Origin of the sequence: Promicromonospora alba (genome assembly GCF_042654905.1) — a bacterium.
Classification (GTDB): Bacteria; Actinomycetota; Actinomycetes; order Actinomycetales; family Cellulomonadaceae; genus Promicromonospora; species Promicromonospora alba.
Genome location: NZ_JBHSFI010000004.1, coordinates 14,371 through 28,463, shown reverse-complemented (window position 1 = coordinate 28,463; position 14,093 = coordinate 14,371). Strand labels below are relative to the sequence as shown.

General features: G+C 72.2%; 11 protein-coding genes. 7 read left to right on the top strand and 4 right to left on the bottom strand.

Annotated features, from left to right (window positions below; all coding sequences use genetic code 11):
• Window positions 1-174: 174 nt before the first annotated feature.
• The 3 genes from ACFO6V_RS11075 to ACFO6V_RS11065 form a co-directional block, all read right to left on the bottom strand.
• Window positions 175-3,909, bottom strand: coding sequence for a S8 family serine peptidase (locus tag ACFO6V_RS11075; protein ID WP_377135264.1), 3,735 nt, complete (start codon window positions 3,907-3,909; stop codon window positions 175-177).
• 166 nt (window positions 3,910-4,075) lie between these two features.
• Complete coding sequence (locus tag ACFO6V_RS11070) at window positions 4,076-4,618, bottom strand: Clp protease N-terminal domain-containing protein (protein ID WP_377135262.1); 543 nt, start codon at window positions 4,616-4,618, stop codon at window positions 4,076-4,078.
• The gene (locus ACFO6V_RS11065; RefSeq protein WP_116673717.1) at window positions 4,618-4,827 is read right to left on the bottom strand and encodes a helix-turn-helix domain-containing protein; all 210 of its coding nucleotides are present in this window, start codon (window positions 4,825-4,827) and stop codon (window positions 4,618-4,620) included. The genes ACFO6V_RS11070 and ACFO6V_RS11065 overlap by 1 nt, the downstream gene beginning before the upstream one ends.
• Window positions 4,828-4,957: 130 nt before the next feature.
• Here ACFO6V_RS11065 and ACFO6V_RS11060 point away from each other — a divergent pair, with 130 nt between their 5' ends.
• The 7 genes from ACFO6V_RS11060 to ACFO6V_RS11030 all read left to right on the top strand — a co-directional run bounded on the left by ACFO6V_RS11060 (window position 4,958) and on the right by ACFO6V_RS11030 (window position 13,409).
• Window positions 4,958-6,031, top strand: coding sequence for a CE1 family esterase (locus tag ACFO6V_RS11060; protein WP_377135260.1), 1,074 nt, complete (start codon window positions 4,958-4,960; stop codon window positions 6,029-6,031).
• Window positions 6,032-6,254: 223 nt separating this feature from the next.
• Window positions 6,255-7,427, top strand: coding sequence for an ADP-forming succinate--CoA ligase subunit beta (sucC, locus tag ACFO6V_RS11055; protein ID WP_377135257.1), 1,173 nt, complete (start codon window positions 6,255-6,257; stop codon window positions 7,425-7,427).
• Between the two features lie 39 nt (window positions 7,428-7,466).
• Entirely contained in the window at window positions 7,467-8,363 is an 897-nt protein-coding gene (gene sucD, locus ACFO6V_RS11050) for a succinate--CoA ligase subunit alpha (protein ID WP_377135255.1), read from the top strand.
• Between the two features lie 214 nt (window positions 8,364-8,577).
• Window positions 8,578-10,149 carry a cell division protein PerM gene (locus ACFO6V_RS11045; protein WP_377135253.1) on the top strand — a complete coding sequence of 524 codons (1,572 nt, stop codon included), beginning with the start codon at window positions 8,578-8,580 and terminating at the stop codon, window positions 10,147-10,149.
• Between the two features lie 67 nt (window positions 10,150-10,216).
• Window positions 10,217-11,395: a hypothetical protein gene (locus tag ACFO6V_RS11040; protein ID WP_377135251.1), complete on the top strand. Its 1,179-nt coding sequence runs from the start codon at window positions 10,217-10,219 to the stop codon at window positions 11,393-11,395.
• A 39-nt stretch (window positions 11,396-11,434) separates the two neighbouring features.
• Window positions 11,435-12,079, top strand: coding sequence for a phosphoribosylglycinamide formyltransferase (gene purN / locus ACFO6V_RS11035; RefSeq protein WP_377135249.1), 645 nt, complete (start codon window positions 11,435-11,437; stop codon window positions 12,077-12,079).
• Window positions 12,080-12,143: 64 nt separating this feature from the next.
• Window positions 12,144-13,409, top strand: a complete 1,266-nt coding sequence (locus ACFO6V_RS11030; protein WP_377135247.1) for an MFS transporter — start codon at window positions 12,144-12,146, stop codon at window positions 13,407-13,409.
• Window positions 13,410-13,450: 41 nt separating this feature from the next.
• Here the strand turns inward: ACFO6V_RS11030 and ACFO6V_RS11025 are convergent, their stop codons facing one another.
• Window positions 13,451-14,041 (bottom strand): helix-turn-helix domain-containing protein, encoded by a 591-nt coding sequence (locus ACFO6V_RS11025; RefSeq protein WP_377135245.1) that lies wholly within the window; start codon window positions 14,039-14,041, stop codon window positions 13,451-13,453.
• Window positions 14,042-14,093: the final 52 nt, after the last annotated feature.

Sequence of the window (14,093 nt, the reverse complement as noted above, 5' to 3'; positions counted from 1 at the left end):
GCATTGCGGACTATCTGGGCGAAAGTCCACGGGCGATGAGGTGTCGTGCTGCCTTGAGGAACGGCCACGCCCACCCAGCGATCGTGCCCGGAAACTACGTGGTTTCCGGGCACGATCGCTGGGTGGGCGCGTTCGCCGGGTGGACGCGGGGCCTCACCCCCGTGCGGCGCGGTGTCAGCGCACGCCGAACGCCCGCGTCAGCGTCTGCGACACGCTGTTCCCGTCGCTGTCCTCGACTGCCGTCCGCAGGCTCACGAACTCAGCATTCCTCGGCGCCGCCAGTCCGGCCGACCAGGAGCCGCGGTCTCGCGTGAGGTCGAGCCGGCGCCAGGTCGCCCCGTCGTCGTACGACACCTCGACCGTGGGCCGGCCCACGCGCGCCTCGATCCCCGGCAGGTGCGACGGGGTCACCGACAGCCGGGCGTTGCGCGCGGCACGGCCCGCCGTGTCGGTGTCCACGTCGTAGTCGAGCTGGACCAGCGGCAGCGGCTCGACGGCGTCGGGCCCGCTGGCCGCGGACGTGAAGTCCCACTCGGTGTGCGTGTGCGTCGAGTACGGCCCCGCCCAGTCCGCGCGGTCGTTGTCGACGACCACCCGGTACGGGAGTCGCTCGGCGGGCAGGCCGCCGCCCACCGGCAGGAACTCGGCGTTCCCCCACAGGAGCTCGGTGTCGCCCTGGTAGAGCGTCGCCCGGTTGCGGACCTCGAAGTTTCCTCCGCCGGTCGTGCCCACGTGCCCGCTTCCGGAGTCGCCCCAGCCCGGCACCGGGACGTACATCTGGTCCAGGTAGCGGATCGGCTGGGAGTCCAGCGGACCCATGCGCGGCCGCAGGATCGGCCCGAACCACGTCACGTCGCTGGTCGTGCGGGCCCCGTACCGCAGCACGTCGATGGAGGACTGCCCCATCTCACCCGAGATGTGCGCGCTCTGCGTCCACGGGACGCCGGCCGTCACCCAGTCGGTCCGCTCGCCCTGCGCAGGCGCCGCGAGCTGGTTGCCCGCCGTCCACCCGTGCCAGACGTCGAACCGTGCCTCCATGGCGGGACCCTGCCGGTAGTTGCGGAACGACGTGTCCACCCGGGCGAGGTCGCGCTTCGTCGAGGTCCACGTGGGCCGGGCCGGGACGGCACCCGTCCAGTGGTGCACGACGTCGTACACGTACTCGGTCGTCGGGTGCGACGCGACCGTGACCTCGGGTCGGCGGCGGTCCAGCGACCGGAGCAGCTCTGCTCCCTGGCCGGACGTGAGCGTGGCGACCGTCAGCGGGGCCGGCTCACCGGGGACCCACGGGGACTCGTCCCACGGCGCCAGCCGCCCGACGCCGTCGTGCACCACGAGCAGGAGGCGGGCCCCGGCGTCGGCGGCGGCCTGCGCCAGCGCCCCGATCTCGTCGGTGTCGGCGGCGTGCACGACGACTGCCTTGTCCCGCAGGTGCTTGCCCGAGCCCGGCCGCGCCAGGTCGGACGTGCCCTCGGCCTGCACCACCCGCAGGGTGCGGGTGCCTGCCGGCAGCGGCGTGGCACCACGCTTGACCCGCAGGTCACCGATCCCGTCGCGGCCCTCCACGATCGTCAGGGCCGGCTGCTCCAGACGGAACTGCGCCCCGAACTCGAACAGGCCGTCGGTGACCTTCGTCCCGGTGGGCAGAGCCCACAGGCTGTCGTGCTCGCCCGCCGGGAACATGGAGCTCGCCGTGTACCCGCCGTTCGGGAACTGCCGGATCACGTCGAGGCGCATCGCCCCCGGGTCGGTGTCCTGCGGCACCTCGGCCCGCACCTGGACCGCCTTGCGGGCGTCGAGCACGACCGCCCGGTCCTGGCTCAGGTCCACGTCCACGAAGCTCAGGAGCGCGGTGCCGAGCGAGCCCGGCCCGTTCGCGCCCTCGACGTCGACCGACAGCCAGCCGCTGTAGCTGTCCACGGGCAGCCGCAGCACGGCGGTGCCGTTCTCGTCGAGGTCCGCCCCGGAGAAGATGGCGTCCGACGTGACGAGCAGCTTGCCGGTCGCCGGGCGGCCGTCGTCGTCCTTCACGGTGACTGTCAGCTCCTGGCGCTGCCCCTCCCGGGTCGCCCCCGTCAGGGTTCGGGCCCGCACCGTCCCGGCGTCGTCCGTCGCGACGACCGTGGCGCTGAGCTCCGTGTCCGCGGGCAGAAGCGACAGGTCGGCCGTGAGCGTCACCGACGCGGTGCCCCGCGCGGGCACCGTGACCGAGTCCGACGACAGTGTGAGGAAGCCCGCCGGGACCGTGCCGTCGACCGCGAGGTGCAGGTCGACCGGCGCGTCACCCAGGTTCGTGTACGTGATCGCCTTCGACAGCTCGACCGGCCCGGACCCGAAGGTGTGGAAGCCGAACCCGGCGCTCGCGGTGCCGAAGACCTCCGCGGTCACGGCCGCCGGCGCGTCGACCCGGCCGCTGCCGGCCTCGAAGGCCGTGTAGGCGGGCGTGGACGCTGCCGTGCTGACGATCGCTTCCTTGATCTGCTGCGCCGTCCAGTCCGGATGCGCGGCCGCGACGAGTGCGGCGGTACCCGCGACGTGCGGGGTCGCCATCGAGGTGCCGCTCATGGTCGTGTACATGCCGGAGCCGCGCACGAGCTGCGAGCGGGCCGCGAGGACGTCGACGCCGGGGGCGGTGACCTCGGGCTTGATCCCGCCGTCGAGCGCAGGGCCCGTGCTGGAGAACTCGGCGAGCGTGTCGGTCGCGTCGACGGCGCCCACGGTCAGGGCCGAGTCCGCGAGGGCCGGGGTGCTGATGGTGCGCGGGCCACCGTTGCCCGCGGCGGTCACGAACAGCGCTCCGGTCTCGGCGGTGAGCTCGTCGAGGGCCTGCGCCATCGGGTCGTCCGCCCCGGCGGGCTCGCCACCGAGGCTCATGCTGACCACCCGGGCGTCCTGGTCGCGGGCGGCCCACTCCATGCCCGCGATGATCCAGGACTCCAGGCCCTGGCCGTTGCTGTCCAGCACCTTGCCGACGTGCAGCCGGGCGTCGGGGGCGACACCTCGCTCGAGCCCGTCGGACGCCGCGCCGGTACCCGCGATGGTCGAGGCGACGTGCGTGCCGTGCCCGATGTAGTCCTCGACGTAGTCCTCGGTGGGTACGAACGAGGCCGACGCCGCGACCTGGTCGGCCAGGTCCGGGTGCGTGGGATCGATGCCCGTGTCGAGCACGGCGACGTCCACGCCGGCGCCGGTGTTGCCGTCGGCCCACACGTCGGGTGCGCCGATCTGGGCGGTCGACTCGGCGAGGTCGGCGGTGACCGGGCCGTCGAGCCAGACCTTCTCGATGCCGCCCGCGAACACGGGGGCGTCGCCGCGGCGGGCGCCGCCGGAGTCCGCGTCATCGGTCAGGGCGGTCCAGAACGTGGCCGCATCGGAGCGGTCCTGCTCGACGGCGGCGCCGTCCACGCTCGGCAGCGCGCGGACGACGTCGGACCCGTCCAGCGGCGTGGTGTCGCGCGACCGGGCCGCGGCGTCCGTGTAGCGGACGATCAGCGGCAGCGTGTCCGCGCTCGCGTCGTCGTAGCCGTTCGCGAGGAGCTGCGTGACGTTGAACAGCCGGTCGTCGAGCGAGCCCGCGGTGACATAGGGCAGCACGGCGTCCGGGTAGACGTACGTGCTGCCCTTGCGGTCGGTGCGGTGGTAGGTCGACGTCGCGCCGCCGGGGCCCTCGACGTCGGTGACGGTGGTGCCGTCCGCCGCCGTCGTGACGGTGACCGTGTCGCCGGTGATCAGGGTGACGCTGCCCGAACCCGGCGCCGACGACGGGAGCGCGGCGGGTGAGCCGCCCGGCGGGACGGGGTTGCCGGGGCCTGCCGGAGCCGCGGCGGACGTCGACGCGGCTCCGACCGCCAGAGCCGCTGCGACGCCGACGGCGACCAGCCCCCTGGCATGGGTGAGGAAGGTGGACACAGAAGTCCCTTTCGAGAGGTGTTGCTCCTTTCCTACCCATCGGAAACCGTGCGCTGGGTTTCGCCCGTGTAACGGCGACGCCGTTTCGTGGCCGACTCCGGTCAGGTGGCACCGTCCGGCCAATTTCCTGCCGTCGCCCACCCGTCGCGGCGGTCGACGACGGGCGTCACGCCGCCTCGCTCGTGCCCTCCGCGAAGTGACGGACCCGCTCGACGTCCGCGCCGCCGTCGGACAGGATGCTCCGGGCCGGGGACTCCGCACGTGTCAGGCCCAGCAGGAGGTGCCCGCCGTGGATCTCCTTGGAGCCCAGGCGGATCGCCTCGCGGAGCGCGAGCTCCAGCGACTTCTTCGCGTCCGCGGTGAACGGGACGTGCTTGCGGCGCCCGCGCAGGATGCGGCCGGCGCGGGTCAGCGCGCCCGCGCCGAAGGTTTCCTCGGTGCGCCGCGTGACCTCGTCGAGGTCGATGCCGACGGCGGCCAGCGCGGCCGGGTCGAGGGCGTCCCCCGCCTCGATGTTGGTGCGCGCGCGGGTGACGAGCTCGGCTACGTCGATACCGCCGTCGGTCAGGGCGGTGCGGGCGGGACCGTCGCACTCGGCGAGGGCGACGAGCAGGTGGCGGCTGTCGATCTGGTCGCTGTGCGCGGCACGGGCGACGAGCTGGGCGTCGACGACGGCGGAGCGGGCGTCCTTCGTGAACCTCTCGAACATCAGATCCTCCTGTTGTGCTTCTTGTGGACTGCCTGGCGGGAGACACCGAGCGCACCGGCGATGTCCTGCCACGACCAGCCGAGCCGTCGCGCACGCTCCACCTGGAGCGCCTCGAGACGGTCGGCCAGCTCGCGCAGGGCCCGGACGGCGCGCAGCCCGTCGGCGGGGTCGTCCCCGGCGGCGGACGCGACGAGTGCTTGCTGGCTCATGTGTCAACTATGGTTGACAATGCTGCCGAGTGTCAACCCAGGTTGACGATCCGCCGGGTAGCCTCGACGCGCCGATGCCAGGGGGCGTCGGGCGTCCGCCCGCCGGACGCATCACGACGAGGGAGTCGTCATGCACAGCACTCGCATCCTGGGCCGCGGGATCGCCGCGCTCACCGCGCTCGGCGCGGTCGTGGCAGGCCCGGCCTACGCGGCGATGACCGGCACCGACCAGGTCGGAGGCCCGGAGATCACCAGCACTTCCACGTCCGACGGCGCCACGGCCGGGCGACCCGCAAGGGACTGCGCGGTGCCCGCGGGCACGAGCCACGTCGACGTCGAGCTGGACGGCGTCGCCTATCCCGTCCGGGTGCACGTGCCCGACGTCGCCCCTGACGCTGCCCCCGACGCCGACCACACCACCGGCGCCCGGCCGATGGTGCTCAACCTGCACCCCAGCAACGGCAACGCGGAGTCGATCTCCGCGTACAACGACCTCGACCTGACCGCCGACGCGGAAGGGTTCGTCACGGTGGCGCCCAACGGCGCCATCCCGGTCGCCGACCCGAACCCGGACCAGGTCTGGTTCTGGAACGTGCCCGGCGTGCCGACGACGGCCGGCGCGTACCCGCCGCCCGGCACGCGCGACGACGTCGAGTTCCTCACCGCCGTGATCGACGAGCTGGTGAGCCTCGGCTGCGCCGACCCGCGCCGGGTCTACGCGACGGGGCACTCCGGCGGCGCCCGGATGGCGTCGGCGTACGCGTGCGCCCGCCCGGACAAGGTCGCGGCCATCGCGCCGGTCGCCGGGCTGCGCGCGGGCCGGCCCTCGCCCGACGACCCGGCCGCCGTCGAGCTCCAGTCGTGCGCCCCCGCGCGCAGCGTGCCGGTCATCACCTTTCACGGCGACGCGGACACCGTTAACCCCTACCAGGGCAACAGCGACAAGCGCTGGGGATACACGACCCAGCTCGCCGTGCAGTCGTGGGCGCGGATGAACGGTTGCACCACCGGACCGAGCGTCGCACCGGTCACGGAGCACGTCGTCAGGGAGACGTACACCACATGCCGCGGGCGGGCCGACGTCGTGTTCTACAAGGTCATCGGCGGCACGCACAGCTGGCCCGGCGGCAACGACAGCAGCGCCACGCAGGAAGTGTCTGCAACCGAGCTCATCTGGGAGTTCTTCACCCACTACCGCAGGTGACCGGACCGCGCTCGTCGCCCGTGCTGCCGAGCCGCGACCCCACCTCCCGCCGGCCCCGACTCCACTCTTCTGCCGGCCCCGGGATAACGCCGCTTCGTTCGGAAGCACGGGCGATCCAGGGCTACGCTGTACCGGGATGTCTTGACGTCGAGACATCGCTTCAGCCGGGCTCCGGGCGACAACGACGTCCGAGGGCCGCATCCCGATGGAAGGACGCAGCAGGGTGGACCTGTTCGAATACCAGGCGCGCGACATCTTCGAGAAGCACGGCGTGCCCGTGCTTGGTGGGGTTGTCGCGACGACCCCCGAAGAGGCTCGCGAAGGCGCCGAGAAGCTGGGCGGCGGAACTGTCGTCGTGAAGGCCCAGGTCAAGACCGGTGGTCGTGGCAAGGCGGGCGGCGTCAAGCTGGCCCACTCGCCCGAAGAGACCGCTGAGAAGGCCGGCGAGATCCTCGGCATGGACATCAAGGGTCACACCGTGCACCGCGTGATGGTGGCGCAGGGCGCCAAGATCGCCGAGGAGTTCTACTTCTCCGTGCTCCTGGACCGGTCGAACCGCAACTACCTCGCCATGTGCTCCGTCGAGGGCGGTATGGAGATCGAGCAGCTGGCCGTAGAGCGCCCCGAGGCGCTGGCCCGCATCGCCGTCGACCCGGCCGTCGGCATCGACGAGGCCAAGGCCGCGGAGATCGTGGACGCCGCCGGCTTCGCCGACGACATCAAGAGCAAGGTCGCCGAGGTCATCCGCGGCCTCTGGACCGTGTTCAAGGCCGAGGACGCCACGCTGGTCGAGGTGAACCCCCTGGTCAAGACCGAGGACGGCGAGATCGTCGCCCTCGACGGCAAGGTGACGCTCGACGAGAACGCCGCCTTCCGCCACGCGGACCACGCGGAGCTCGAGGACTCGGCTGCCGCCGACCCGCTCGAGGCGAAGGCCAAGGAGAACGACCTCAACTACGTGAAGCTCGACGGCGAGGTCGGCATCATCGGTAACGGCGCCGGCCTGGTCATGTCGACGCTCGACGTGGTCGCGTACGCCGGTGAGAAGCACGGCGGCGTGAAGCCCGCCAACTTCCTCGACATCGGCGGCGGCGCGAACGCCAAGGTCATGGCGAACGGTCTCGACGTCATCCTCGGGGACGAGCAGGTCAAGGCAGTGTTCGTGAACGTCTTCGGCGGCATCACCGCCTGCGACGAGGTGGCGAACGGCATCGTCGGCGCGCTCGACCTGCTGGGCGACGCCGCGACCAAGCCGCTGGTCGTCCGCCTCGACGGCAACAACGTCGAGCTGGGCCGTCAGATCCTCGCCGAGCGCAACCACCCGCTCGTCACCCTTGCCGACACCATGGACGGCGGCGCCGACCTCGCCGCGGCCAAGGCCGCGGCCGCCGCCTGATCGCCCGCTGAAGACTTCGAAAGCAGAGATTAGAAGACAATGTCGATCTACCTGAACAAGGACTCGAAGATCATCGTCCAGGGCATCACGGGCGGCATGGGTGCCAAGCACACCGCCCTGATGCTCGACTCCGGCGCGACGATCGTCGGCGGCGTGAACGCTCGCAAGGCCGGCACCACCGTGCAGCACAAGGACCATGACGGCAACGATGTGACGCTGCCCGTCTTCGGCACCGTCAAGGAGGCCATGGCCGAGACCGGCGCTGACGTCTCCGTCGTCTTCGTTCCGCCGGCCTTCACCAAGGATGCCGCCATCGAGGCCATCGACGCGGGCATCGGCCTGCTCGTGGTCATCACCGAGGGCGTGCCCGTGCAGGACACCGCCGAGGTGTGGGCCTACCTCCAGGGCAAGGAGACCCGGATGATCGGGCCGAACTGCCCCGGCATCATCACGCCCGGCGAGTCGCTGGCCGGCATCACGCCGCACACCATCACGGGCAAGGGCCCGATCGGTCTCGTGTCGAAGTCGGGCACGCTGACCTACCAGATGATGTACGAGCTGAAGGACCTCGGCTTCTCGACCGCCATCGGCATCGGCGGCGACCCGATCGTCGGCACCACGCACATCGACGCGCTCGAGGCCTTCGAGAACGACCCGGAGACCAAGGCGATCGTGATGATCGGCGAGATCGGCGGCGACGCCGAGGAGCGTGCGGCCGAGTACATCAAGGCGCACGTCACCAAGCCGGTCGTCGGCTACGTCGCGGGCTTCACCGCCCCCGAGGGCAAGACGATGGGCCACGCCGGCGCGATCGTGTCCGGCTCGGCCGGTACCGCCGCCGCGAAGAAGGAGGCCCTCGAGGCCGTCGGCGTCAAGGTCGGCAAGACGCCGACCGAGACCGCTGACCTCATGCGCGAGGTCCTGCAGTCGCTCTGACCCCTCGGGGTAGCTGTTGGTCGAGCTCGTCGAGACCCAGGTCTCGACGAGCTCGACCAACGATGGGCTCGATGGGTTAACGGGCAAAGCGGGCGCTTCTACACCAGAACCGCTCGTAAACTCCATGCTTCGCGGTGATTTTTCCCGAACTTCACCCGGGCCACGCCGAGCCGCGTCCGCCGTGTGACAGCCCCACCCGGGTGAAGATTGGGTGGTGAGCGCACCACCCCGCCCCAGCTCGGCCACCCGCACCCCCGGTGCCCGGACGAGCCGACCGGCCAGCAGGCCGACCGCCCGCCGCAGCCGGCTGGTCGAGGAGCCGACCCCGGCGGAGCACGAACCGCCGACGGTCTCCCACCTCGTCGCCGGTGTCCTCGCGGCCGGTCAGGCGCTCGTGCTGTCGCTCGCCGTGGTGGTCCTCCCCGCGGTCGTCGCCTACCTGGTCGGCACCGCCGCGATGTCCACGGCTACCGGCACCCCCGGCGACGGCGCGGAGGTACGCTCGGCCGTCGATGTCGCGATGGGCATCTGGCTGCTGGGCCACGGCGTCCCGCTCACCGCCGACACCGTCACCGTCTCCCTCGCGCCGCTCGGCGTCGCGGGCCTTGCGCTGTTCGTCACCTACGTCTCGGCCAAGCGCTTCGCCACCACCTCGGTGGCCGCGTGGGCTGCCGGTACCGTCACCTACGCCCTCTGCACGACGGCGGTGGCCGCCATCGCAGGGAGCGCACCCGGCTGGACGCTCGCGACCGCGCCCCTGGCCGGCCTGTTCATGGGCGGGCTCGGCATGGCGCTCGGCATCCTGGCGCGCCCGGACGCTCCGGGGGCCACCGAGCTCGGGGAGCGAGCGGAGGTGCTGGCCCGCCGGGCCACCGGCGTCGACCTGGTGCCCGCGACGCTGCGGCTCGGCCTGCGGGGCGGAACGCTGGCCGTCGCCCTGCTCCTCGGCGGTGGGGCGCTCCTGGTGGCGGCGTGGGCACTGGCCGGGCGCGCCACGTCGTCGGACATCATCACCGCCCTCGAACCCGGCTGGACCGGCGGCATCGTGTTCGCCGTCGCGCAGCTGGCCCTGCTGCCGAACCTGGTGCTGTGGGCGATCGCCTGGCTCGCCGGGCCGGGCTTCGCCATCGGCGAGGGGACGAGCTTCACGCCGTTCGGCACCATCTCCGGACCGCTGCCCGCCATCCCGCTCCTCGGCGCGCTGCCGGGGGAGGACTGGGCCAACCCGATCACCGCCTGGGTTCCCGTGCTCGTGGTCGCGTGCGGGGTGGCGGCGGGCCTGTTCGTGTGGCGCCGGCTGGAGCCGTCGCTGGTCCGCTGGTCCGACGTCGGATGGGTGCTCGGCGGGATAGTCCTCACCCCGGCCGTCGTCATGCTCCTCGGGCAGTGGATGGCGGCGGGCGCCGGTGGACCGGGCCGGCTGGCCGACGTCGGCGCGAACGCACTGCTGACCGCCGGCCTGGTGGCCGCGGAGGTCGGTGGGGGAGCGGCCGCGGTGCTGCTCGGCGCCAAGCTGGATGCCGTCGGCCTGCCCGCACGCCTGCGGGAGCGGGTCGAGGAGGCTGGGAGGGGTCCCGAGAGCTCCGTGGTCGACTTCCTGCATGACGAAGGATCAGGCGCCGACGCCCCCGGAGGGTCCGACGGACCCGGCGAGTCAGACGGACCCGGCGAGTCAGACGGACCCGTCGAGCCCGACGGACTTGGCGAGTCCGACGGACCCGTCGAGCCCGACGGACCCAGGCCTGACCGGCCCGTCGCGGGGGCCGGCGACCCCGCGCCCGCCTGAGCCTGCGTCGGCGCTCCGCGCGTGGGCGCGTGACACCAGGCGGTTTCTGGCCCTGCGGTGGCGGGTAGTGACCGCGGCGGCCGCCGCGGTCGTGCTGGTCGCGACGGGCGGTCTCGTCATCGCTGTGCGGGCCGAGGCGCTTCAGCTGGTGCACCAGGCAGACAAGCAGCACTCCTACGGCCACTGCCGGGAAGCCACCGAGGTGCTCGACGAGCTGGGGTCGCCGCACCGACTCGTGGCCGGTGACATCGTCAACGTGTCGGTGCAGGGTCGTCGCGCGTGCGAGGTCCTTCTCGACGCGCGCAGCTCCGACGGGGAATTCGAGCCGGACGGTCTCGACGACTACCTCGATCACCCTGGTGCGCGGTGGGCTGACGCGGGTGCCGTCCGCGCGGCCCTGCTGCTCAAGCTGTCCGATGACGCGGGTAACGGCGTCGGGTACGGCAGTGGGTACGGCGACTGGGACGCTCCGGGGCGCGACCCGAAGCAAGCCGTCGAGCAGCTGGCCGAGACGCTCGCCGCGCACCCGGAGGAGTCGGCGTCCGTGCGTGACCTGATGTCGGTCTACGTCGGAGGATTCAAGAAGGAGTGGTTCACCGAGTCGCTCGACGAGGAGTCGCTGGCCTGGGATGCCTGCGCGGCCCGCGAGGAGTACCTGTGGCTGCACGGCGGCGGTTGGACCGAGCCGGAGCTCGCCGAGCCGATCGCGTCGACGGACGACCGTGGTGACGACCTGCTCGCGGGCTGCGCGCAGGTCAAGCAGGCCGACGAGGAGCTGAACGACGCACGTTCCCTGTACGGCGAGTATCTCGAGACCTATGCCGACGCACCCGGCGCGAAGTCGGTGCGGAAGATGCGCGACGAGCTGGTCCAGAGCATCCGCCACCAGCAGGTGCGCGACCGTGCCGTCGCGAACGCGGACCACCCGGCGGACGGGTCGAACATCCGCGCCTGCCGGGACGCGCGATGCCAGGTGCGCGTGACGTCAGGGACCGTGCTCTCGATCGGCGGGTCCGGCGGGCCCTACGAGGTCCTGGTCTGGGTTCACGACAAGTCCGTCACAGCTCAGCTGGGCGGGTACATCCGGTCGTTCTCCACCAATGGCGGGAGCATCGTGTCGAGTGACGGGTATGCGGCCTGGAGCGGTGCGGCGAAAGGCGAGCTGACGCTCAACGACAAGGTCGCGATCGGGGTGGACGGCGTCCGCGGGGACCGGGCGACCCTGAGCGTGTGGCGTGTCGACTGACGGCGCCGCACCCGGGCCGGTCGACGTAGGCTGGGTCTCGTGCAGACGCCCTCCGGTCACCCCGTCGAGTCCACGTCGTCCCAGCGGGTCGTCGTGCTGGTCTCCGGGTTCGGCTCCAACCTCGCCGCCCTGCTCGCCGCGCACGGGGAGGCGTCGTACGGCGCCCGCGTGGTCGGCGTCGTGACCGACAACCCCGCCGCCGGCGCCCTCGACCTCGCGCACGAGGCGGGGGTCGCCTCGGTGGTCGTCTCGACGAAGGACTTCGAGGACCGCGCCGCGTGGAACGTGGGTGTCGCGGAGGCTGTCGCGGTCTTCCAGCCGGACCTCGTGGTGCTCGCCGGCTTCATGCGGATCCTGGCGCCCACCTTCGTGCGGCGGTTCGAGGGCCGGATCATCAACACGCATCCCGCCCTGCTGCCCTCCTTCCCGGGCGCCCACGGCGTGCGCGACGCGCTCGCCCACGGCGTGAAGATCACCGGCTGCACGGTCCACGTCGTCGACGACGGCGTGGACACCGGCCCGATCATCGCCCAGGCCGCCGTGCCCGTCCAGGAGCACGACGACGAGCCGGCCCTGACCGAGCGGATCAAGGTCGCCGAGCGGGCGCTGCTCGTCGAGACGGTGGGCCGCATCGCCCGCGAGGGCCTGTACGTCGCTGGCCGGAAGGCGTCGATCGGCCGCTGAGCGTGGCGAGCTGAAGCATGGACATTTCACCCGCTCGACACACCTGACCACTACGTTGTGCGGCGTGATCGCAGAGACTCGGACGGCCGAGACCGAACCCGCGCCGGAGGTTCCGCTCCGGCGTAACCGCGCCTACCTGCTCCTGACCACCGGGCGGTTCGCCCAGGCGATCGGGGCGGGCGTCGGCACGTTCGCGGTGCCGCTGCTGGCGTTCGGGCTCACCGGTTCGGTGGCGCAGGCGGGCCTGATCAGCGGCATCGGCCAGGTCGGCGCGCTGGTGGCGACCCTGCCGGCGGGGGTCGTCGCGGACCGGGTGGACCGCCGTCGGCTCCTGGTGCTCGCCGCCGCCACAGGAACGGCCCTCTGGGCGACGGCGCTGGTGGCCGGCATCGCCGGCGCCCTGAGCGGCTGGCACCTCGCGGCGGTGCTGTTCGGCTCCTCGATGGTGAGCGCGTTCGTGAACCCCGCGTCGGGCGGTGCGCTGCGCGCCGTCGTGCCGCCCGCCCAGATGGCGAACGCCATGGCCGTGAACCAGGGGCGGATGGCGGCGGTCGGGCTGTTCGCGGGGCCGATCGGAGGGCTGCTCTACGGCATGGCCCACGTGCTGCCGTTCGTGGCCTCCGTGGTCGGGCACGCGATAGAGGCGGTAGCGGTCTCGCTCGTGCGCGAGCCGCTCAACCGGGAGCGGACCGAGCTGAGTCATCCGCTGGCCGACCTGCGCGAGGGGCTGCGTTTCGTGGGCGCCGTGCCGCTCTTCCGTGCCGTGCTGGTGCTGATCACCCTGCTGAACCTCACGGCGATCGCGCTGGTCGTGGTCATCAACCTGGAGCTGGTCCGGACCGGCACCGATCCCCGGCTCATCGGGCTGGTGGACGCGTGTGCGGGCATCAGCATGCTGGTGGGAGCCGTCGTCGCCGGACCGATCGTGCAGCGCACCAGGGTGGGCCGGTTCGGGCTCCTGACCATCGGCCTGCTCGTCGTCGCGCTGGCCGTCATGGCGCTCGTGCCGACGTACTGGGTCTTCGTCGCGATGCTGGCGTTCGGCGTGTTCCTCTACCCGGCGCTCAACGCGGGCTTCACGGGGTACCTCACGGTGATCGTCCCGGACCGGATGATGGGCCGCGCCACGTCCCTGCTCGGGCTGACCGGGCTGATCGCCGCGCCGGCCGCACCCGTCCTGGGCAGCGCACTGCTGGAGGGCTTCGGCATCGGCACCAGCCTGTGGGTGATGGTGGGGGCGATGGCGTGCGTGCTCCTGGCGCTCGGCTGCACGCGGCCGCTCATGCGGATCGGCACGCCGGACACCTGGGCGGCCGACGCGCTGGAGTAGGGCTGGAGCAGGGCTGGAGCCGGGCTGGAGCCGGGCGCCGCTCAGCTCTCCGGTGCGCTCTCCGGGGCGGGCTCTCCAGCGAGGTCCCTCGGGCCGACGGAGAACAGGACCTGGTAGTACTTCCGCTCCGGATCGTCCGGGTCGGCGCGTTTGGCCGCGCTGGTCCGGTCCCACCACTTCTCCATCACGGCGAAGACCTCGGCAGTCATGTCCTCCGCCTCCTTGCGCGTGAAGAAGGCGCCGCTCGCGGTGCCCTGGTGGAAGTCGTCCTCGGCCCCCGGGGCGTCCCGGTCGCGGAGGAACATGTCCCGCGTCCAGCGCAGGATCGGATCGAGCATCTGCTCCTCGTGGCCGACGGTGCCGTCGACCAGAAAGCGCTCGACGAGCGGCCGCCACACCCGGTCGCGCTTGTCGCGCGCGAGCTCCGGTGCCTCCTCGATGAACCGGTGCTTCGCGAGCACCCGCAGGTGGAAGCTGATCGAGTTCGCCGGCTCTCCGAGCGTCCTGGCGAGGTCGGCCGCGCGAGCGTGCTCGCGGACGTTGAGCTCGACCATGATCCGTTGCCGCAGCGGGTGGGCCAGCGCCCGCATGGTCTCCGGCTCGGTGATGCGGAAGGGCTCCTTCGATGCCATCGCCTCAGGCTAGCAACGTTCCGCAAGGACTAATGCGCAATGGCTATTGCGC